At 27.7% G+C, this 21551-nt stretch carries 21 protein-coding genes; all 21 read right to left on the reverse strand.

Features of this window, described 5'->3' with window-relative positions; genetic code table 11:
* Window positions 1-75 precede the first annotated feature (75 nt).
* A complete protein-coding gene (spoIVA, locus tag NG918_RS14305) occupies window positions 76-1554 on the reverse strand; it encodes a stage IV sporulation protein A (protein WP_252212911.1) in 1479 nt (492 codons plus the stop codon).
* A gap of 148 nt (window positions 1555-1702) precedes the next feature.
* Window positions 1703-2695, reverse strand: coding sequence for an NAD(P)H-dependent glycerol-3-phosphate dehydrogenase (locus NG918_RS14310; RefSeq protein WP_252212912.1), 993 nt, complete (start codon window positions 2693-2695; stop codon window positions 1703-1705).
* A gap of 2 nt (window positions 2696-2697) precedes the next feature.
* Window positions 2698-4014 carry a ribosome biogenesis GTPase Der gene (gene der, locus NG918_RS14315; protein WP_252212913.1) on the reverse strand — a complete coding sequence of 439 codons (1317 nt, stop codon included), beginning with the start codon at window positions 4012-4014 and terminating at the stop codon, window positions 2698-2700.
* Window positions 4014-5348, reverse strand: coding sequence for a DUF512 domain-containing protein (locus tag NG918_RS14320; RefSeq protein WP_252212915.1), 1335 nt, complete (start codon window positions 5346-5348; stop codon window positions 4014-4016). The genes der and NG918_RS14320 overlap by 1 nt, the downstream gene beginning before the upstream one ends.
* A gap of 194 nt (window positions 5349-5542) precedes the next feature.
* Entirely contained in the window at window positions 5543-6199 is a 657-nt protein-coding gene (gene phoU, locus NG918_RS14325; protein ID WP_252212917.1) for a phosphate signaling complex protein PhoU, read from the reverse strand.
* An 18-nt stretch (window positions 6200-6217) separates the two neighbouring features.
* The gene (pstB, locus tag NG918_RS14330; protein WP_252212918.1) at window positions 6218-6967 is read right to left on the reverse strand and encodes a phosphate ABC transporter ATP-binding protein PstB; all 750 of its coding nucleotides are present in this window, start codon (window positions 6965-6967) and stop codon (window positions 6218-6220) included.
* Between the two features lie 13 nt (window positions 6968-6980).
* The gene (pstA, locus tag NG918_RS14335; protein ID WP_252212920.1) at window positions 6981-7865 is read right to left on the reverse strand and encodes a phosphate ABC transporter permease PstA; all 885 of its coding nucleotides are present in this window, start codon (window positions 7863-7865) and stop codon (window positions 6981-6983) included.
* On the reverse strand, window positions 7865-8755 hold the full coding sequence (gene pstC, locus NG918_RS14340; protein ID WP_252212921.1) for a phosphate ABC transporter permease subunit PstC: 891 nt from the start codon (window positions 8753-8755) through the stop codon (window positions 7865-7867). Before pstC ends, pstA begins: the two co-directional genes overlap by 1 nt.
* A gap of 22 nt (window positions 8756-8777) precedes the next feature.
* Window positions 8778-9668 (reverse strand): phosphate ABC transporter substrate-binding protein, encoded by an 891-nt coding sequence (locus NG918_RS14345; RefSeq protein WP_252212923.1) that lies wholly within the window; start codon window positions 9666-9668, stop codon window positions 8778-8780.
* Between the two features lie 322 nt (window positions 9669-9990).
* Window positions 9991-11685: a HAMP domain-containing sensor histidine kinase gene (locus NG918_RS14350; protein ID WP_252212924.1), complete on the reverse strand. Its 1695-nt coding sequence runs from the start codon at window positions 11683-11685 to the stop codon at window positions 9991-9993.
* On the reverse strand, window positions 11685-12389 hold the full coding sequence (locus tag NG918_RS14355) for a winged helix-turn-helix domain-containing protein (protein WP_252212925.1): 705 nt from the start codon (window positions 12387-12389) through the stop codon (window positions 11685-11687). The genes NG918_RS14350 and NG918_RS14355 overlap by 1 nt, the downstream gene beginning before the upstream one ends.
* 11 nt (window positions 12390-12400) lie before the next feature.
* Window positions 12401-13093 (reverse strand): peptidoglycan editing factor PgeF, encoded by a 693-nt coding sequence (gene pgeF, locus NG918_RS14360; protein WP_252213067.1) that lies wholly within the window; start codon window positions 13091-13093, stop codon window positions 12401-12403.
* A 228-nt stretch (window positions 13094-13321) separates the two neighbouring features.
* On the reverse strand, window positions 13322-13774 hold the full coding sequence (gene nrdR, locus NG918_RS14365; protein WP_252212927.1) for a transcriptional regulator NrdR: 453 nt from the start codon (window positions 13772-13774) through the stop codon (window positions 13322-13324).
* A gap of 69 nt (window positions 13775-13843) precedes the next feature.
* Complete coding sequence (locus NG918_RS14370) at window positions 13844-14116, reverse strand: YlmC/YmxH family sporulation protein (protein WP_012424744.1); 273 nt, start codon at window positions 14114-14116, stop codon at window positions 13844-13846.
* Between the two features lie 303 nt (window positions 14117-14419).
* The gene (gene sigG, locus NG918_RS14375; RefSeq protein WP_012425713.1) at window positions 14420-15193 is read right to left on the reverse strand and encodes an RNA polymerase sporulation sigma factor SigG; all 774 of its coding nucleotides are present in this window, start codon (window positions 15191-15193) and stop codon (window positions 14420-14422) included.
* 81 nt (window positions 15194-15274) lie between these two features.
* Window positions 15275-15982, reverse strand: a complete 708-nt coding sequence (sigE, locus tag NG918_RS14380; protein WP_252212928.1) for an RNA polymerase sporulation sigma factor SigE — start codon at window positions 15980-15982, stop codon at window positions 15275-15277.
* 12 nt (window positions 15983-15994) lie between these two features.
* Complete coding sequence (locus NG918_RS14385) at window positions 15995-16795, reverse strand: sigma-E processing peptidase SpoIIGA (RefSeq protein WP_252212930.1); 801 nt, start codon at window positions 16793-16795, stop codon at window positions 15995-15997.
* 300 nt (window positions 16796-17095) lie between these two features.
* The gene (ftsZ, locus tag NG918_RS14390) at window positions 17096-18238 is read right to left on the reverse strand and encodes a cell division protein FtsZ (RefSeq protein WP_252212932.1); all 1143 of its coding nucleotides are present in this window, start codon (window positions 18236-18238) and stop codon (window positions 17096-17098) included.
* A gap of 13 nt (window positions 18239-18251) precedes the next feature.
* Complete coding sequence (locus NG918_RS14395; protein WP_252226763.1) at window positions 18252-19505, reverse strand: cell division protein FtsA; 1254 nt, start codon at window positions 19503-19505, stop codon at window positions 18252-18254.
* Between the two features lie 93 nt (window positions 19506-19598).
* Entirely contained in the window at window positions 19599-20630 is a 1032-nt protein-coding gene (locus tag NG918_RS14400; protein WP_252212936.1) for a type IV pilus twitching motility protein PilT, read from the reverse strand.
* Between the two features lie 165 nt (window positions 20631-20795).
* Window positions 20796-21494 carry an RNA polymerase sporulation sigma factor SigK gene (gene sigK / locus NG918_RS14405; RefSeq protein ID WP_252212938.1) on the reverse strand — a complete coding sequence of 233 codons (699 nt, stop codon included), beginning with the start codon at window positions 21492-21494 and terminating at the stop codon, window positions 20796-20798.
* Window positions 21495-21551: the final 57 nt, after the last annotated feature.

The raw sequence follows: 21551 nt of genomic DNA on the forward strand, positions 1-21551 counted from the left end.
AATTCCTAAAGAATTAAAAAGGAGTTCAAAGACTCTTTCTCTTTAAACTCCTTTTAAATTATTAATCCCTTAAAGTTAAAGAATTATACAAATCAAACCGCCATTACCTTCATTAATAATTTTTTGAAGTGTCTTTTGAATTTTAACTTGTACATCTTCTGGCATCTTATATAATTTGTTTTGAAGTCCTTCTTTAACTAGTACTTCTAAAGATTTTCCAAACATGTTGCTTTGCCATAGTTGTGCTGGGTCTGTTTCAAATTGTTCTAGTAACCCCTTTACAAGTTCTTCTGATTCCTTTTCAGATCCCATTATTGGGCTAATCTCTGTCTTTATGTCACACTTTATAAAATGTAAGCTTGGAGCACTTGCTTTTAATTTAACACCAAATTTACTTCCTTGTTTTACAATCTCTGGTTCCTCGAATTTCATTTCTGATAGTTGTGGTGCTACCAATCCATAACCAGCTTCCCTAACATCCTCCAAGGCATCTTTAACCTTATCATACTCTAATTTTGCATAAGTTAAATCTTTTATTATACTTAAAAGATCACTTTCTGAATTTACTTCTAAATCACATATTTCACTAAGTATTTTATAAAATATACCATCTTTAGGTTTCATAAGTATATTTGCTGTTCCATTGCCTAAATCAACTTCTTTAATAGATGTTGTGCCCATAAATTCTTTTTCTTCAAAACTATTTAATATATGTTTAACATCTCTAACTTTTGAAATTTCATTACTCATAGTTAAAATGACATCGAAGAAGTTCTTTTTCAACCAATGATTACAGTCTAATTTTTCTAACCATTCTGGCATATCTATATTAACTTCTTTTACTGGGAATTCTCTAAGTACATACTCAAATAAGTCTTCTATATCTTCTTCATCCATATTGTATATATCCATTACTTTTACTGCTACATTATATTTTGCTTCTAATTCATTTTTTAATGCTTTTGTTTCTTGAGAATTGGGTTTATTAGTATTAAGTACAACCACAAATGGTTTATTTATTGATTGAAGCTCATATATAACTCTTTCTTCTGCCTCCATATAATCTTCTCTTGGTATTCCTGTAATACTTCCATCTGTTGTAATTACAAGTCCTATGGTTGAATGATCACTGATAACCTTTCTAGTGCCTATTTCTGCTGCATCTTCAAAAGGAATTTCATACTCATACCATGGTGTATGTACCATCTTACTTTCTTCACCTTCTAAATATCCCAATGCACTTTTTACAATATATCCTACACAATCTACCATTCTAACTTTAAATTTTGTTTCATCTCCTAAATTTATCTCTACCGCCTCATTTGGTACGAATTTAGGTTCTGTTGTGTGAATACTTTTACCTGAACCACTTTGTGGTAACTCATCTTTCGCTCTTTCTTTCTTATAAGTATTATCAATCTTTGGTATTACCATAAGGTCCATAAACCTTTTTATAAAAGTTGATTTACCAGTTCTTACCGGTCCAACTACTCCTACATATATGTCCCCTTGGGTTCTTTCAGCTATATCTTTGTATATGTTAAAGCTGTCCACATTATTCCCTCCTTATTCTTTTTACCAATATATATATATTCTTAAAAAACTAAAAATATACAGATTAAATAAAATTTTAAATAGAAAAGTCCTAAAAAGACTTTATTAACACAGTTATATGGTTAAAAAATTCTTTTTAGGACTAATATTAAAATATTTCACTTTTCTTTTCGCGAAGCATAAGTTCTTCAATCCCTAATTTAGGATCCTTTTTCTCAAATAAAACTTTATACAAAATGTCAGTTATAGGCATAGATACTCCTATTTTTTCTTTCAATTCATAAAAGGCTTTACAAGCTTTTACACCCTCAACTACCATTCCTATTTCTTCAATTGCTTTATCTGCATTCATACCACTTCCAATTAATAAACCTGCTTTTCTGTTCCTAGAATGATTAGAAGTACATGTTACTATCAAATCTCCCATTCCAGTCAAACCATAAAAAGTTTCTTCTCTTCCACCAAGAGCTAAACCTATTCTAGAAATTTCTTTCATTCCTCTGGTCATTAATGCAGCTTTAGTGTTATCTCCATAACCTAAACCATCTAAAATTCCAGCAGCTAGTGCAATTATGTTTTTAACAGCACCTCCAACTTCTACTCCTATCAAATCTTCATTTGTATATACCCTAAAGAAAGAGGTCATAAATAAATTTTGAACTTCACTAGCAGAATTCATATTTTCTGAAGAAACTACAAGTGTTGTTGGCAGTTTCAATACTACTTCTTCAGCATGACTAGGTCCCGATAAAACAACAATTGGATTATTTAACTCTTCCTTAATAACGGCAGATAATCTTTTATCAGTATGTTCTTCGATTCCTTTGGCAATTGAAATTATAATAGTTTCTTGTTTTATTTTATTTTTTAACTGTTTGCAAATACTGCGTATTGTATGAGATGGTATTGCTAAAACAATATATTCAGCATTTTCAGTTGCTTTTTCTAAATTATCAAATGCTTTAATATTACTAGGAATTTCTAAATTTTTTATATATTTATCATTTCTTCTATTAATATTTATGTCATCAACAACTTTTTTATCTCTATTGTATATACTTACAGTATTCCCCTTCTCCGCAAGCAGTATAGCTAAAGCTGTTCCAAAACTTCCTCCACCTATAAAACTTACTTTATTCATTACTATTCCTTCCTTTGTCTATACTCGATTTGTATACCAGTACCTTTAAAATCAAAACTATTTCTTAATTGATTTTCTAAATATCTTTCATAAGAAAAATGTGAAGCACTAGCATCGTTAACGAAAAATACAAACTTAGGTGGTTTAGTAGCAACTTGAGTTGCATAATATATCTTCATTCTCTTAAGGCTAACTATTGGTGGTTCTTTCATTAGTATCGCCTTACTTATTACATCATTTAATATTCCTGTAGATACTCTCTTGTTATAATTGTTATAACATTTTTTAGCTAATTCTAAAATTTTATGAGTTCTTTGTCCTGTTAATGCTGAAATAAATAGATATTCAGCATATGGCATAAATTTCAAACTACCTTGTAAGTCTTTTTTAAACTTCTCCATAGTTTTGTCATCTTTCTCAACAAGATCCCATTTATTTACAAGAACTATAATAGCTTTATTTAACTCATGAGCATAACCTATTATTTTTTCATCTTGTTCTGTTACACCATCTTGAGCATCTATCATAAGTATACATACATCTGCTTTTTCTATTGATGCATATGTTCTTATAACACTATATCTTTCTATTTCTTCTTTAACTTTGCTTTTTCTTCTAAGTCCAGCTGTATCGATTAAAATGAATTTTCCTTGTTCTGTTTCTAAATAACTATCTATAGCATCTCTAGTTGTTCCTGCTATATCAGAAACAATAAGTCTTTCTTCTCCTAACAACTTATTTATCAATGATGATTTTCCTACATTAGGCTTTCCAATCATAGCTATTCTGATATATTCATCCTCTTCAGCATCAGCATCAAATCTATCAAAATGTTCTACTACTCTATCAAGCATATCACCAAGACCTAATGCTTGTGATGCTGATATTGTTATAGGATCACCAATTCCTAAGTTATAAAATTCCCAACTGTTTTCTTCATATTTTAAAGAATCAATTTTATTTACTACTAATACTACTGGCTTTTTACTTTTTCTTAACATATTAGCTACTTCTTGATCCGCAGCAGTTAAACCTTCTTTACCATCAACTATAAATACTATTACATCAGCAGTTTCTATAGCAATATTCGCTTGTCTTCTCATTTGTTTCATTATTATATCGTCATTTGTAGGTTCTATACCACCAGTATCTATCATAGTAAAGTTATAATTTAACCATTCAGCCTCAGCATAAACTCTATCTCTTGTCACTCCCGGTGTATCTTGTACTATGGAAATTCTCTTCCCTGCTAATTTATTAAATAATGTTGACTTACCAACATTTGGTCTTCCTACTATTGCAACTATCGGTTTTCCCATTAAAATTCCTCCTTATATTCGTTTAATATACTAATTAAATTTTCTCCTGTGTAATCTGTTACTATAACTTTTACATCTAATGCCTCTTCAATATCTCTAATTTTCAAATCATCTAGCATAATTTGTTCACTAGAGTCAGCTAATTCATATCCTTTTCTAAACATACAATCAGCCATTAATAAATATTTCGTATTTATTTTTCCTTTTAATTGATTTATTATATCAGTTCCAGTTAAAAGTCCTGTTATAGTTATTGTTTCTCCAAAATAATTGTTTATTACTTTGTATACATCTAATTTTATATTAGGATTTTTTTTCAAAATCTTATCTCTAGCTTTTATAATTTCTTCATAAGCTAAAGCACCTGTTGCGATTGAAAAACTCCCCTTAGAATTTTTATCTAGATCATTTAATGTTTCATCTATAACATCATTAAAGTATCTTACAACCCCTACGCCATCTTCTAGTTGTTCATATCCTCTATAGAAGTCATTACCTGGAACTTCCTTGCCTGAAACTATATAAAATTCATCTGATAGCCTTACAAAAGGTTCATTTACTTCTTTCATAAATTTATCTTGAAGTTCTTTAACCATTTCGATTTCTTTTGCAGATTGCTCCTTAGTAAATGTCTTTACATGTTGAAGTTTTTCTCTAAATTTAGTTATTCCTATTGGAACAACAGCCACACTAGCTACAAATGGATGAAGCTTATATAAATCTTCTATAGTTCTCTTTAATTCATCTCCACTATTTATGCCTGGTATACATACTATTTGAGCATTTATTGTAATTCCTGAATCTGTTAATCTTTTTAATCTCTCTAATATATTTCCTGCAAATCTATTATTCAACATTTTAACCCTAAGTTCTGGGTTTGTTGTATGTACTGATACATTAATTGGACTTATGTGATATTTTATTATTCTATCAATATCTTCTTCCTTCATATTAGTTAATGTAACAAAGTTTCCTTGAAGAAAAGATAATCTAGAATCATCATCTTTAAAATATAAAGTATCTCTCATTCCAGGTGGTAATTGATCTATAAAACAAAAAATGCATTTATTACTACATCTTTTTGCTTTATCCATTATGCCACCGCCAAATTCAAGACCTATATCTTCTCCGTATTCTTTTTCTATTTCTATTTCCCAAATTTCGCCATTTGTTTTTTCTATTTCTAAAACTATTTCTTCATCTGCTGATAAAAATTTATAATCCATAATATCGCCTATTGGAGTTTGATTAATAGATATTAGACTATCATTTATTTCTATTCCAACTTCTTCAGCAATACTGTATTCTTCTACTTTTGTTATAATATTTTTCATTTTTTCACTCCTAATTATAACATCCCATCTTCATTATAGTACGTTTAATTATATAATAACTAACTAGTTATTGCAAACACTATATTTAAAACCATTTTTTATTCATTTTTCCCTAAAATAAACTTTAAGTTTAAACCTTTTTTTTATAAGTAAAGGCTAGGAATAATTTACTTCCTAGCCTCTACTTTATTCTTTTATTCATTTAAATCCACATAAGTTCCGTTCTTTGAAAAAATTGTCCATTCACATATATTAGTAACATGATCTGCAATTCTTTCTAAATACTTTATTACAAATAATAGTTGTGTTCCTTGATTAATTAAATTCTCATTCTTTTTAATTTCATTTATGCAAACACCAAATAATCTTTTATATAAATCATCTATTGCATCATCCATTTTACATATTTTATATGCAAATTTAACATCATCCCTTATATATGAATCTATTGCTAATCCAATCATTTCTCTAACTCTTATTTCCATATCCCACAATTCACTAATATTTTCTTTAAATACTACTCTATCTAATCTTTTAGTTATTTTGCATATATCCACTGCATGATCTGCCATTCTTTCTAGATCTGTTACTATTTTTGATGCTGTAAACACTCTTCTTAAATCTGTTGCAAGTGGTTGCTCCATTGCAATAAATTTTATACAATCTTCTTCTATTATTTTTTGCAACTCATCTACTTTATCATCGTATTTTATAACCTTATCTGCCATATCTGAATCATGATTTTTCAATGAAACCATACTATCATGTATTTGTTTTTCTACTAAACTTGTCATTTTTAATAATTGTCTATTAATTTCTTTAACTCTAGCATCTTGAGATTCTCTTGTCATTAATCCTCACCCTTTCATTTAACCAAATCTACCAGTTATATAGTCTTCTGTTCTTTTATCTCTAGGATTATAGAATATATCCTCAGTTTTTCCAAATTCTATAACTTCTCCACTTAAAAAGAAAGCTGTTTTATCTGCTATTCTTCCTGCTTGTTGCATATTATGAGTTACTATAACTACTGTATAATCTTTTTTTAGTTGCTCTATTAATTCTTCTGTTTTATTCGTTGAAATTGGATCTAAAGCCGATGTTGGTTCATCCATTAAAATAACTTCTGGAGATACTGCTAAAGTTCTTGCAATGCATAATCTTTGTTGTTGCCCTCCAGAAAGTCCCATTGCACTTTTTTTTAATCTATCCTTTGTTTCATCCCAAAGCGCTGCACCTTTTAAACTATTTTCAACAATTTCATCTAATATTTTTTTATCTTTAGTTCCATGAATTCTTGGGCCATATGCTATATTATCATAAATAGACATAGGAAATGGATTAGGTCTTTGAAATACCATCCCAACTCTTTTCCTTAAATATATCTCATCATAATCTTTATATATATCTTTATCTTCAAATAAAACCTCTCCAGTTATTCTAACTATTTCAATCAAATCATTCATTCTATTTAAAGTTCTTAAAAAAGTTGATTTACCACATCCCGATGGTCCTATTAATGCTGTAACTTCATTTTTATTTATATTCATATTTATATCTTTTAACGCTTGATTTTCAGCATAATATAAATTTAAATTCTTAGTTTTTATAATACTCATTCCTTATACTCCCCTACTTTCCACCATAAGATTTCATTAATCTATTTCCTATTAACCTTGCTAAAATATTAAATAAAAGAACTGCTATAATTAATACTGCTGCTGTCCCATTAGCAATTTGAGCTGCATCTACTACTATTCCTTCAGAATTTAATTTCCAAATATGAACAGCCAAAGTTTCTGCTGGTCTAAAAAGAGAAAATGCCGATTTATTTCCAACCAAACTTATTTGATTAAAATTTAAAGCTCCTGAACTTAATCCTGCTGTATACAGGAAAGCTGCTGCCTCTCCAAAAATTCTACCTGCTGATAATATTATTCCAGTTAAAATCTCGCTCATGGCTGTTGGCACTGTAAGTTTAGATATTGTTTGCCACTTACTTGCACCAAGTCCTAATGAAGCTTCCTTTACCTTCTTGCTAGCTGCTTTTATTGCATTTTCTGAAATTCTAGTCATAGATGGTATATTTAATATACTGACTGATATAGCTCCAGCGAGTATTGAATATCCCCAACCTGCCATATTAACAAACACTAATAGTCCAAACATACCTATAACTATAGATGGTAATGAAGAAATTGTTTCAAGAGACATTCTTATTATGTTTAAAAACTTTCCTTCTTTTGCATACTCAGCTAAGTATATTCCTGCACCTATTCCTATTGGTACTGTTATTATTAATGAAACAATAAGCATATAAAATGAATTAAATAATTGTGGTCCTATTCCTCCACCAGCTCCTGTTAATTTAGGTTTTCCAAATAAGAAAGAAGGTTTTATCATATTTCCACCTTTATATAATATATAAGCAATAAATGCACCTAACAAACCTACTATAAATATGCTTATTATATAAAACACTACAGTGGCCATTTTATCAACTTTTTTAGCATCCATTATACTGCACTCCTTTTTTCTATCTTTCTAACTATTACTATAAAAATAAATGAAATAACAAGTAATATTAATGCTAATGTCCATAATGCGTCATTCCACATTGTTCCACCTACTGTATTAGCCATATCCATTGTTATAATACTAGTTAATGTAGACATCGAAGAAAGAAGTCCTTCTGGCAATTTAACAGTATTACCAATTACCATTTGTACTGCAAGTGCTTCTCCAAACGCTCTTGCTATACCCAATACCACACCTGTCAAAATTCCTGATTTCGCTCCTGGTACTATTACTCTGCTTATTGTCTGCCATCTTGTCGCTCCTAATCCATAAGAAGCTTCTATATGATCATTAGGTATATTTTTTATTGCATCTATAGCTAAAGTAGCAATTGTAGGTAATATCATTAATGATAAAACTAATATTCCTGATAAAAGTGAGAATCCCATTCCTCCAACATTGTTTTTTATAAATGGTACCAATACTGATATTCCAACCCACCCATAAACAACTGATGGTATTCCAACTAATATTTCTAATGATGGTTTTATTACATTATTACCAAACTTACTAGAAATAATGTTAGTAAAAATAGCTAGTGCAACTGCAATAGGAGCACTTAAAATTACAGCTCCTATTGATACACATGTAGAACCTAAGATGAATGCTAAAGCTCCAAAGGAAGGCTGCTCTTGATTTGGCTTCCAATCATTTTTAAATAAAAATTCAGTTATGCTATATCCATTTTGGGTAAATGATTTAATTCCTTTTGAAGCTATAAATAATAATATCAAGCCTGTAATTACTATTATTAGTATTCCACATAGAGTTGCAAAGCCCTGACCCAAATATTCATTTTTAAGCCTTTCCTTAAAACTTCTCTTTTTCATCTTTTAATCATCCTTTAAATTATTATTTTTCTTTTATTTCAGCTCCTGAAATAAATCCTAAACTTTCTATGCTTTCCTTATTATCTTCACTTGTTATAAAATTTATAAATTCTTGACTTAATCCTTCTGCTTCACCTTTTGTATACATATGACCCCATGACCAAAAAGAATAACTTCCGTCTTTTATATTTTCATTATGTGCAGATACTCCATCAATACTCGTAACTTGTAATATTTCTTTAGCATCAGCTGTATTCATATAAGAAAGAGCTAAATAACTTATTGCTCCATCATTTTGTTTCATCGCAGTAAGAACTGCACCATTTGAATCTTGAACTGCCCCTAAAGAATCATTTTCTAATGACTTATTTCCATCTAATATTTTATTTTCAAATGTACCTCTTGTTCCAGATCCTGATTTTCTATGAATTAAGAATATTTCTTTATCTGGGCCTCCAACGTCCTTCCAATTTGTTATTTTTCCTGAAAATATTCCTTTTAATTGTTCTTTACTTAAATTTGTAACTCCTAATGATTTATTTACAACAATTCCAAAACCTTGACCTATAACTTTATGATCTACTAATTCTTTAGATTGCGCTTCATCTAATTTTTCTTCTGCAAATATATCTGAATTTCCAATATCAACTGTCCCTTCTAATACTTGAGTAAGACCTGTTCCTGAACCACCTGCTTGCGCACTTACTGCAGCATTAGGATTTATTTCATTAAATTTTTCAATTGATTGCTCCATTAATGGTAATAATGCCGATGATCCGCTTACCGTTATTGATCCACTTATTCCATTTCCTGCCTCACTTGCACTATCTTCAGATCCACATCCGACCATGCTTCCTCCAATCATAGTTATTAATAATGCGCTGACTATAAGTTTTAAAGTATTTTTTTTCATATAAAATTCCTCCATCAACTTTTTTTACATTAATTAATTCTTTTATACTTATAATATAACCAGTAAGTTAAGCTATTATTAGATTAAAGTTAACTTTTATTAGGACTACGTTAAATGAATTTAACATTGGAAAATATCAATACCTTACTACAGCATATCCTAAAATTTAAATTAATTTTATAAAATCTATGCAAAATAAAATAAGCTGAAAATTTTACTTTTCAGCTTATTTTAATAATTGGCTATGTTTTAAATATGTGTTTATCTATGCAATATGTAAAGTGACGTATATCAACACAACACTAAAACATACTCTAATAATTTATATATATTTTATCCTCACTTTAAATGTGCTACCTTCACCTAATGTACTTTTAACATTTATATCTCCATTAAATGTTTTAACTATATGTTTTACAATAGCTAGTCCTAATCCTGTTCCACCCTTTTTTCGTGATTTATCCACTCTATAAAATCTTTCAAATATTCTTGGCAAGTCTTCTTTAGGTATACCTATTCCATTATCACTAACTTCTAAATAATAATATCCTCGTTTACTATAACTTATCACTTTAACATTTGAGCCATTCTCTGAATATTTTATAGCATTTTCAACTAAATTTAATGTTAGCTGATAAAATTTGTCCTTATCTCCTAATATAAGTTCTTGATTATCATCATAAAATTCCAAATTTATTTCTTTATTATTAGCAAGTTTTCTTATCATATTTACAACATCTTCTATTATAGTTTTAGGTAAAAATTCATCATTTTGAATTGATATATTACTCTCAATACTAGAAAGTACTAAAATATCATTTATTAATCTTGATAATCTTTCTGATTCCTTGTCTATTATATTTAAAAATTTTTCTCTAGTTTCATCATCTTCTACATATCTTAATGTTTCTGCAAAACCTTTAATAGATGTTAATGGTGTTTTTAACTCATGAGACACATTTGCAACAAATTGAGTTCTCATAAGTTCAAGTTTTTTTATATCAGTTATATCCTGTATCGTTATAACTTTACCTATCATCTCTATTCCGTTTATTATATTTGATTTTTTTATCTTTAAATCACGTTCTATTGGATGAAGTATTTTTATTTCTTTATCTATTTCATAATCCTCTTCTAAAAAAGTATTTATATCATAATCTGAAATATACTCAATTATGGATTCACCTAAAATATTTTTCTTTATACCAAATATTCTTTCTGCATAAGGATTAATAGATATTACAATATTATTATTATCTACTGCAATAACACCACTTTCCATACTTCTTAAAATAGATTCTATTCTAGTTTGTTTGTCAACTATCTCATGCATTTTCATTTGAAGCTGATCTGCCATATTATTAAAACTTTCTCCTAAATTTCCAAGTTCATCTTTACTATTTATTTTAGCTCTTATTTTATAATCTCCATTAGCCATCTTGTGAGTCACTGATTCTAAATCTTTAATTGGCTCAATAATCATCTTTATCAATTTTAAACATAATGATATAGAAAAAAACATTACAACAGTTATTATCCCTATACAATATTTTATATTTTTATTTTGGAACGTTTTTACCATATTAACAGGAACTGAACTTACCACCATTAAATTATTATTTAATTTTGTAGCATAATATATTAAATTAATATTACCATCTTCACTATACTTAGTTGATGATCCTTCTCCACTTTCTATAGCTTGTTGAAATTCTTTATTATTCTTATAATTATTTTCTAATTCATTTTCCATATCATATAATACAATTCCATTTGTATCAAGTAATGTAAATCTAACTGGTGCATTGTTTATTTTTATTTCTCTAAAATCTTGTTTATTGATATTATTTAATGAATCTAAGTTATCTAATTGACCAATAAGTAAGTTAAAATTTCTAAGTTCATTTTTCGTATCTCTAATTTGTTGAAAATTACTTAACAACACAAAAAAAGAAGTTACTATTATAAGAGCAAAAAAAACTGTCATCATTGATGATATTAATATTTTCTTTTTCATTATTTATCAATTGGGTTAAACCTGTAACCTACTCCTCTAATGGTTTCTATAAATTTAGGATTTTTATCGTCTTCTTCTATCTTCTTTCTTAGATATCTTATATGTACATCTACTGTTCTAGTTTCCCCTATGTACTCATATCCCCATATTTTATCTAATAACGTTTCTCTTTGAAGAATTTTCCCTCTATTTTTTATTAATATTTTTAAGAGGTCAAATTCCTTTAAAGTCAATTCAATTTTTTGATTATTAATAAACACCTCATGTCTATCAAAATCTATTTTAAGGCCTTGAGACTCATATGAATTATTTTCAATGTCTGCCCCTGGATAAGTTCTTCTAAGAACAGCTTTAACTCGTGCTAATAATTCTCTTACAGAAAAAGGTTTAGTTATATAATCATCTGCACCTAATTCTAAACCTAAGATTTTATCAATTTCCTCTCCTTTTGCTGTCAATATTATTATTGATGTATTTTGAGTTTCTTTATCTTTTTTTACTTCTTTACAAACATCAAAACCATCTAATCCTGGTAACATTAAATCCAATAATATTAATTTAGGTTTTTCTATCTTTGCTATTTCAAGGGCATCTATACCATTATTGCAACAAAAGACCTTGTACCCTGCATTAATTAAATTAAACTTTAGTAATTCTATTATGTGTTCCTCATCATCCACTATCAATATTTTTTCATCAGACATAACTATTCTCCTTACTCTAAAATTATAAAAGTAAACATTCTACCATAATCCCCATTTGATTTTCTATATGAATGTAATTTAATTTTTTCACTACAATATGTACATAATTCTAAAGTATTTATATTCTCTTCTTTAACTCCTGAATTTCTTAAATCATTTAATATACATTCTTCTAAATTTAAATTATTTTTATTGAATAAATCCAACTCTTTAATTTCTTTCTTTTTTTTTAAAAACTTTTCTTTTAATTCCGCTGATACTTCATAACAACAACTTCTTATATGAGGTCCTATATAAGCTTTAATATTTTTAGGATTACACTTAAACTCATTCTTCATTTTTTCTATTGTTTTTAAAGTAATAGAATTAAATGTTCCTCTCCATCCACTATGAATTGCTGCTGATACCTTTTTAATCTCATCCACCAATATAACAGGAACACAATCCGCAGTAAAAACTCCAATAATAACATTTTTATTATCTGTTATTATTGCATCCCCTTCTTCATTTTTAATATCATTATTATTATAAATTAATATATTATCACTATGTACTTGTTTTAAATATACCACTTCGCTAACATTAAATTTATATTTCAGTGATTCTAATTGATTAATTCCTTCATCAGTATTCCTATTAAAACTCCTATTAAGTTCTGCATTTGAAAATACTATTTTGGCAGTATTGTCTAATTTTATTGTCATAAAATCTTCTATATTTTCTATTTCTTTTAATTCTAATTTTTTCAGAATTATCCCCCCAAATTTATACATTAATTTTATCATTTATAAGTTTTATATTAATTGTATTAACTAACTTTTAACGTCTCTATAACATATATATAACATACTATTATATATATTAATATATAAAAAGGATTTGAAAGTTAAATCTAACATATTCAAAATCCTTTTTAAATAACTATTTTAATTTTAATTAACTACGAGATTCTTAATTTCTTCTAAGAAAGTATTTATATCCTTAAATTGTCTATAGACCGATGCAAATCTAACATATGATATTTCATCAACTTGTTTAAGTTTATCCATAACCATTTCACCTATATCTTTAGATGCAACTTCAGTAACCATTCTATTAGAAATTGATTTTTCTATTTCATAAGCTATATCTTCTATTTGTTTTCTTGAAACAGGTCTTTTTTGACAAGCAATAATAAGACCATTAATAATTTTTTCTTTATTAAAGTTTTCCCTAGTTAAATCTTTTTTAACAACTAAAACAGGAAAATCCTCTATTTTCTCATACGTAGTATATCTCTTATTACAATTTAAGCACTCTCTTCGTCTTCTAATTGTAGTATTATCATCTGTTGCTCTGGAATCAACAACTTTGCTTTCTTCAAAATTACAAAATGGACATTTCACTTTAATCACCTCTTTTACTTTAGTAAAAAGTATTTATAAATTTATTATATATAGTTTTTGTTCTGATTACTACCCATTATTAGAATCATACTCTGGAATATTATTTGATTTAACTAATATAACATCAACTCCAACTTTTACTATATCATTCCACTTAATTTCTATTTCATCATCTTTTAAAAACCACGATTTCATAGTTGTACTTGGTAAAATTAATGAAGTTATTTTATTTTCATCACAATCAACTTTAAAATCTTTTATAAAACCAAGTTTACGCCCTGTAGATATATCTATTATTTCCATAGATCTCATGGCATTAAGTGAATACATTTCTGCTTCCATAGTTATCCCCCTACCTATAAAAAATACTTTTATACATTAACACTGATTTGTAATACTCTTTCTTGTATAACACTAAATACAACATTTGCCTGCTAATGAATTCTAATTTATAAGTTTCAAATGAGTATTTAAATACATAAATTTTGTATTTAATTTGCTTTAAATACAAAGCAAACAGCAAATGAAACTAAAAAATTTATTTATTCTATATATTTATATGTATGATAACTTTACTTAATTACTTATATAATAAAAACTGATATTTGTTAAATATCAGTTTTTATTATACCATATGGATTAATTTTAAACATGTTTTCTCATATGCTTTAAAGCTGTTTTTTCCAGCCTAGACACTTGTGCTTGAGAAATGCCAATTTCATCTGCAACTTCCATTTGCGTTCTTCCCCTAAAAAATCTTAAATTTAAAATCAATTTTTCTCTATCTGTTAGCTTTTTCATAGCTTCCTTTATGGATATATTTTCAAGCCAACTTTCATCTGTATTTTTCGAATCACTTATTTGATCCATAACAAATATTGCATCTCCACCATCATGATAGATTGGTTCAAATAAAGATACCGGATCTTGTATTGCATCTAACGCAAATACAACTTCTTCTCTTGGTAGTTCTAGTTCTTTTGCAATTTGAGATATTGTTGGCTCTTTATTATTGTCCTTTATAAATTTATCTCTTACTATTAATGCCTTATATGCAATATCTCTTAATGATCTACTAACTCTTATAGAATTATTGTCTCTTAAATATCTTCTAATTTCTCCTATTATCATAGGTACTGCATAGGTTGAAAACTTAACATTTTGTGATAAATCAAAATTATCTATTGATTTCATCAAACCAATACATCCTACTTGAAATAAATCATCAACGTTTTCTCCTCTATTATTAAATCTTTGAATAACACTAAGTACTAATCTTAGGTTGCCTTTTATAAAGGTTTCTCTAGCACTTAAATCTCCTTTTTTTAATGCTAAAAGAAGTTGTTTCTTTTCTTTTTCTTTAAGCATTGGAAGTTTAGAAGTATTTACTCCACATATTTCCACCTTATTAATAATCATAAGTACCAACCCTTTCGGAAGTAATAATCTGCTGCATTAAAGATTATCTCCGATAGATAATACTTTTATACTAAAGACAAGCTAAATCATTTTGCTTATTTCTTTTTTTAGTCTTCTAATTATTTTTTTTTCTAATCTTGAAATGTAAGATTGAGATATTCCAAGCATATCCGCAACTTCCTTTTGAGTTTTTTCTCGTGTCCCATTTAGCCCAAATCTAAGTCTTACAATTTCTTTTTCTCTATCATTTAAAATTTTAAGTGCCATTAACAATAATTGCTTGTCAACTTCATCTTCAATTAAATTGTATACCTCATCATTTTCAGTACCTAAAATATCTGATAACAATAATTCATTTCCATCCCAATCTATATTTAAAGGTTCGTAAAATGAAATTTCTGCTTTTATTTTACTATTTCTCCTTAAATACATTAGAATTTCATTTTCTATACATCTAGATGCATATGTTGCTAATTTAATCTTTTTTTCTGGATTAAAAGTATTTACTGCTTTTATTAATCCAATAGTTCCTACTGAAATTAAATCTTCTACATGAACACCTGTATTTTCAAACTTTCTTGCTATATAAACAACTAGTCTTAAATTTCTTTCTATTAAGATACTTCTTATACTTTCGTCTCCATGCATAAGATTATTCACTAAGGTTTCTTCTTCATCTTTTGATAATGGTGGTGGAAGTGCATCGCTACCACCTACATAATATAGCTTTCTTCTAAATAATTTAAATCTAGATAATAACTTATTTAAAAATAAAATCATTCTTCTCATAATACACCCCTTTTATATTACTCCTCTTGATAACAATGCATTAAAATCATTTTCTTTACTTAACTTCTCATTACAAGGACATATGATAGCGTCCACTTCATTATAAAATTTTTCACCTTTTATTTTTATAGATTCTACCTTTATTCCTTTTAAATTACCTCCATACCCAATTGCACTATAAGGTATGTAATAGACATCCTTACAATTAAAATCAATTGTACTTATAAGATCCTTTTCTATTAAAATACATGGAAGATTGCTAACAGGCTCTCTTAGTTCATTACCAGTATCTAAGAAACCTTTTATATCATACATATTGTCAGATACCTTAAACTGTATACTAAACTTAAAATTATTCACCATTAATTTGTTTTTAATATATTCTATTAATCTATTACAAAACATATATATTATCATTCCACCTAATAGCAAATACTTCATTGAGTACTTGCTTATTTCAAAACTTTCTCCTAACAAATATTCATTTTGATTTAGTGAAAATAAAAAACATAATCCACTTAATGTAAATGTTAATAATAAAAATACACACATTGCTTTAATTGTATTAATAAAACCTTTTTTACCATAGCTTATCCTAATCATTATATATAAGATTATTATTCTACAAGGAAATGAAGTTAACACATTCAATTCAGGAAATAATAGTACAATCGTATACAATGCTCCTATAAATCCTGAACATATTAATAGAATATCTTTAACTTTATACTTTAGTATTTTCATTGTTAGTATCATAAGAAATAAATTAATTATAAAATTTTCTAAAATTAAAATATCTATATATACCTCCATACGAATCCCCCTATTGAGTTTTATTATAGACTTATATTAATTAAAAATTTGTCACAATAGCATACGATATTGCCATTTTTAGAACATAACTTTTTACATATATTTACATTTAGTTTTTAATAATCAATAATACTTTTATATTTAATCAATTACTATCTTTAATTGTATAACATAGATAAATTACTTTATAAAAAGTAATAACATGTATTAAAACAATAAAATTTGTATAAAGAAAAAAGCATGCAAGATTAATTAATCTCGCATGCTTTTCTTATATATAAATTCATAAAATACTAAGTATTAATGCTTTTTAGTTCTTCTTAAGAAAACAGGTATATCTAATAGATCATCATCATCAAAATTACTTTCTTGTTTAGGTTGTTCCACTGTCGCTGCAACTTCTGGTGTAGGAGCCTTAGGCTGTGGTACCTCTTCTCTTTGAGTTTGAGTAACCTTATTTATCACTTCTGAAGGAGCAATATTATTGTTAGGAACTTCAAATCCTGTAGCTATAACAGTAATTCTAATCTCCTCATTAAGTGTTTCATCAATTACTGCACCAACGATTATATTAGCATCAGGATCTACTGCTTCACGCACAACATCAGCTGCATCGTAAACTTCTAATGCACCTAAATCAACTCCACCTGTGAAGTTTATTATAACATCTGTTGCACCTTCAATTGATGTTTCTAATAATGGAGATGAAATTGCTTGATGAACTGCATCTTGAGTTCTATTATCTCCACTTCCAAAACCGACCCCCATATGAGCTAATCCTTTATTAAGCATAACTGCCTTTATATCTGCAAAGTCCGCATTAATTACACCAGTAATAGTAATTAGGTCAGAAATTGCCTGTACACCTTGTCTTAACACATCATCAGCTAATTTAAATGAATCTAATAATGTAGTCTTCTTATCTGCCATTCTAAGTAGTCTTTCATTTGGAATAATAACCAATGTATCTACTTTTTGTTTTAATGTTTCTATACCCATTTCTGCATGTCTCATTCTTCTCTTACCTTCAAATGGGAAAGGCTTTGTAACTACACCTACAGTTAATATTTCCATAGACTTAGCTATTTCTGCAACTATCGGAGCAGCACCAGTTCCAGTTCCGCCACCCATTCCTGCAGTTATAAATACCATATTAGCACCTTTTATTGCAGCTGAAATTTCTTCTTTACTTTCTTCTGCTGCTTTTTTCCCTATTTCAGGGTTAGCTCCAGCACCTAAGCCTTTTGTTAACTTTTCTCCAATTTGAATTTTTTGATCTGCATGTGAAAGCATTAATGCTTGTTTATCTGTATTAATTGCTATAAATTCTACATTTTTTAACCCTTCAACTATCATTCGATTTACAGCATTACTACCGCCACCTCCGCAGCCTATTACTTTTATATTAGTTAATTCTTGAATATCCCCATCAAAATCTAACAAAATAACTCCTCCTTTAGAAAATTCCCTCTAAAAAATCTCTGACTTTCTTTAAAACACTCTTACTTGCTTTGTTTTCTATTTTTTCTTCTTCATTTTTACTTATAACAATATCATTAACCTTCTGTGAATTTTTATACTCATATGAAATTAAATCTAAATTATCATAAACTTCCTTGACCACAGCTAAAGATGTTATATTCTCAGGATTTTTTATCCCTAAGTCATCTTTTGTTATAACTGTAGCTGGAATTTTCAAAATATCATTAACGAAATTGCTTATATTCTCAAAATAATTTAATCCACTACCATATAGAATTATACTACAAATTCTATCATAATGACCAGTGTTTTTTAACTCTCTATTAATATAATTTAGTATTTCTTCAATTCTAGCATTAATAACTTCATAAAATAATGATTTTGATATCTTTAATGTTCCAACTTCTATTTCGTCCGCTATTTTATTATCTTTATACAAAGTTTCATAATTACTAGAATAAATTATTTTTATATTCTCAGCTTCCGAAAATGAAAGCTCTCCACAAATTGCCAAATCTTTAGAAATATTACTTCCGCCTAAAGGTATACTACCAATGTATTTAGGAATTCCATTACTAAATATAGCCATATCTATATTGCCTGCACCTATATCTACTAAAACTTTATCTCCTACATCATCCTCAGTTAAAAATATCTGTTTACCACACAATATATTTAACTTTATATTAGATAGATTGTAATTAGTGCCTTTAAAAATCTCATAATATTTAGTAATTTCATCTTTTAATCCTATTATTAAAGTTAAATTTATATCTAATTTATTACCTCGCCAATTTAATATATCTCTATGTAAAACTTTTCCATCCAAGATATAAAAATTAATCAACGTATCAATTAGAATTTCATTGTCACTAATAGAAGTAGCGTTTCTAGCCTTTTTTAATGCTTCATTTATATCTTCTTTTTTAGCGATCCCCTCTATTAATGAAATAGAAACAGTGACTTCAGTTATTCTAATATTTCTTGTTGATATCCCTGCTGAAATATTTTTTATCTTCCTACCACTTTTATCTTCTAAATCTTTTAAAAGAGTTTTTAAAACTTCTCGACACTTGTCAACATCTTTAATTATTCCTTTTTCAATTCCTTTAGATTTACAATACTTAACACCAAGTATTTGCATATCCTCTTCATCTTTTTTTGCTGCAAGAGAAGCTGATAGCTTCTTACTTCCAAAGTCTATTGATGCAATTATTTCTTCTTGCATTATTTTATTTCTTACCTCCTTGCAGAAAAGTATACTGTTTCCTATTTATATTCAACATAACAATTAAAATTCCTTTTTATTACTTTGTTAATTTTAATTATTGTTTGATTTCCATTTTATATACTCTTCTTTAACTATTATATTTTCATTAACCAATCTTTTCAAATCCATATCAATAGTTTGCATTCCATACTTAGACCCCATTTGAATAAAACTATTGATCTGCTCATAATTTCCCTCTCTTATTAAATTCTTTATACTAGTAGTGCATGTCATAATTTCTAGTGCTGCAGTTCTTCCAACACCTGTAGCATTAGGTAATAAAATTTGTGATACAACTCCTCTCAACAACGAAGAAAGTTGTACTTTAATTTCATTTTGTTCTTTATTATCAAAAGAGTTAATTATTCTATAAATACTATTAGCAGCTCCCATTGTATGAAGTGTTGAAAATACCAAATGACCTGTTTGAGCTGCTCTTAATGCCACTTCTATTGTTTCAGTATCTCTCATTTCTCCAATTAATATAACATCTGGATCTTGCCTTAATGCAGCTCTTAGTCCCATAACATAGCTCTTAGTATCTTGACCAACTTCTCTTTGATTTATTATTGATTTATTATTATCATAGATATACTCAATAGGATCTTCTAATGTAATTATATGTTTCTCTTTTGTGTTATTAATTTCATTTATCATGGCCGCGAGTGTTGTACTTTTACCTGATCCTGTAGGACCTGTTACTAATACTAATCCATCATTCAGTTTTGTAAAATCTTTTAGTATTTGTGCATTTGTTATATCACTAATTTTAGGTATACGTTGTTTTATCACTCTTAAACAAATAGAATAATTCCCTTTACACTTATATGCATTACCTCTAAAATTCCCCATACCTTCAGGTTGATACTTAAAATCAATATCCCCTTCTTCTAAAAATTCTTCAAATCTTTCTGGTGCTAGTTCTCTAATGTATTGAGCTACTGTTTCATGATTAATTACTAAGTTACTAGCACTTTTTAAATTACCATCTATTCTAATCATTGGAGGTAACCCAGAAGAAATATGAATATCAGAAACATTATTTAAATCAATGCTTTTTATCATTTTGTCGATATTTGACATACTCATCCCCCATTAAATATTAAAATATATTTTTAAAAAATAAAACCTTTTTTAATTTATTCTAAAAATAATCTTCCTATAATAAGATTATCATATTTTTCAATATAATTAATAGTTTTTTATATTAAAATAAGGTGCGCTTTTTAGCTACACCTTATTTTGACTTTAAATTTTACCAAATAATTCTTTTTTTAGTTTTTTTAAAGCTTTTTTTTCTATTCTAGATACATAAGAACGAGAAATTCCTAACATCCCTGCTATCTCCCTTTGAGTTTTTCTGTTTCCATCTATCAATCCATATCTCATTATAAGTATTGTACTTTCTCTTTTAGTTAAAGAATCTTTAATTTTTTTATATAGGTCTTTGATCTGTAGGTTATTCTCTACTTTTTCTAAAACCGAATCACTATCACTACTTAATATATCGATAAGACAAATTTCATTTCCTTCCTTATCTACTCCAATAGGATCTTGCAGATATACTTCACTTTTTTGTTTTTTATTATTTCTAAACAACATTAAGATTTCATTTTCTATGCACCTAGAGGCATAAGTAGCAAGTCTAGTACCCTTACTAGAATCAAACGAATCAATCGCTTTAATTAATCCAACAGTTCCAATAGAGATTAATTCATCTACATCTTTATTAGGAAAAGAATATTTCTTTACTATATGTGCTACCAATCTTAAGTTTCTTTCAACTAAAACACCCTTGGCTGTCTTATCTCCATCTTTAAGTCTTTTTAAGTATTCTTCCTCTTCACTTTCATTAAGCGGGTTGGGAAATGTATTTCCGCTACTTATATATCCTGTTAAAAATAGAGAATTACATATCAATTCTATGAAACCATTTAATACAAACACCTTTTTCCTCCATAACAGTGCTTGATACTATAATATGTTTAGAAATTAAAAAAGTTG

It is taken from the genome of Clostridium sp. ZBS2 (assembly GCF_023845855.1).
GTDB lineage: Bacteria > Bacillota > Clostridia > Clostridiales > Clostridiaceae > Clostridium > Clostridium aquiflavi.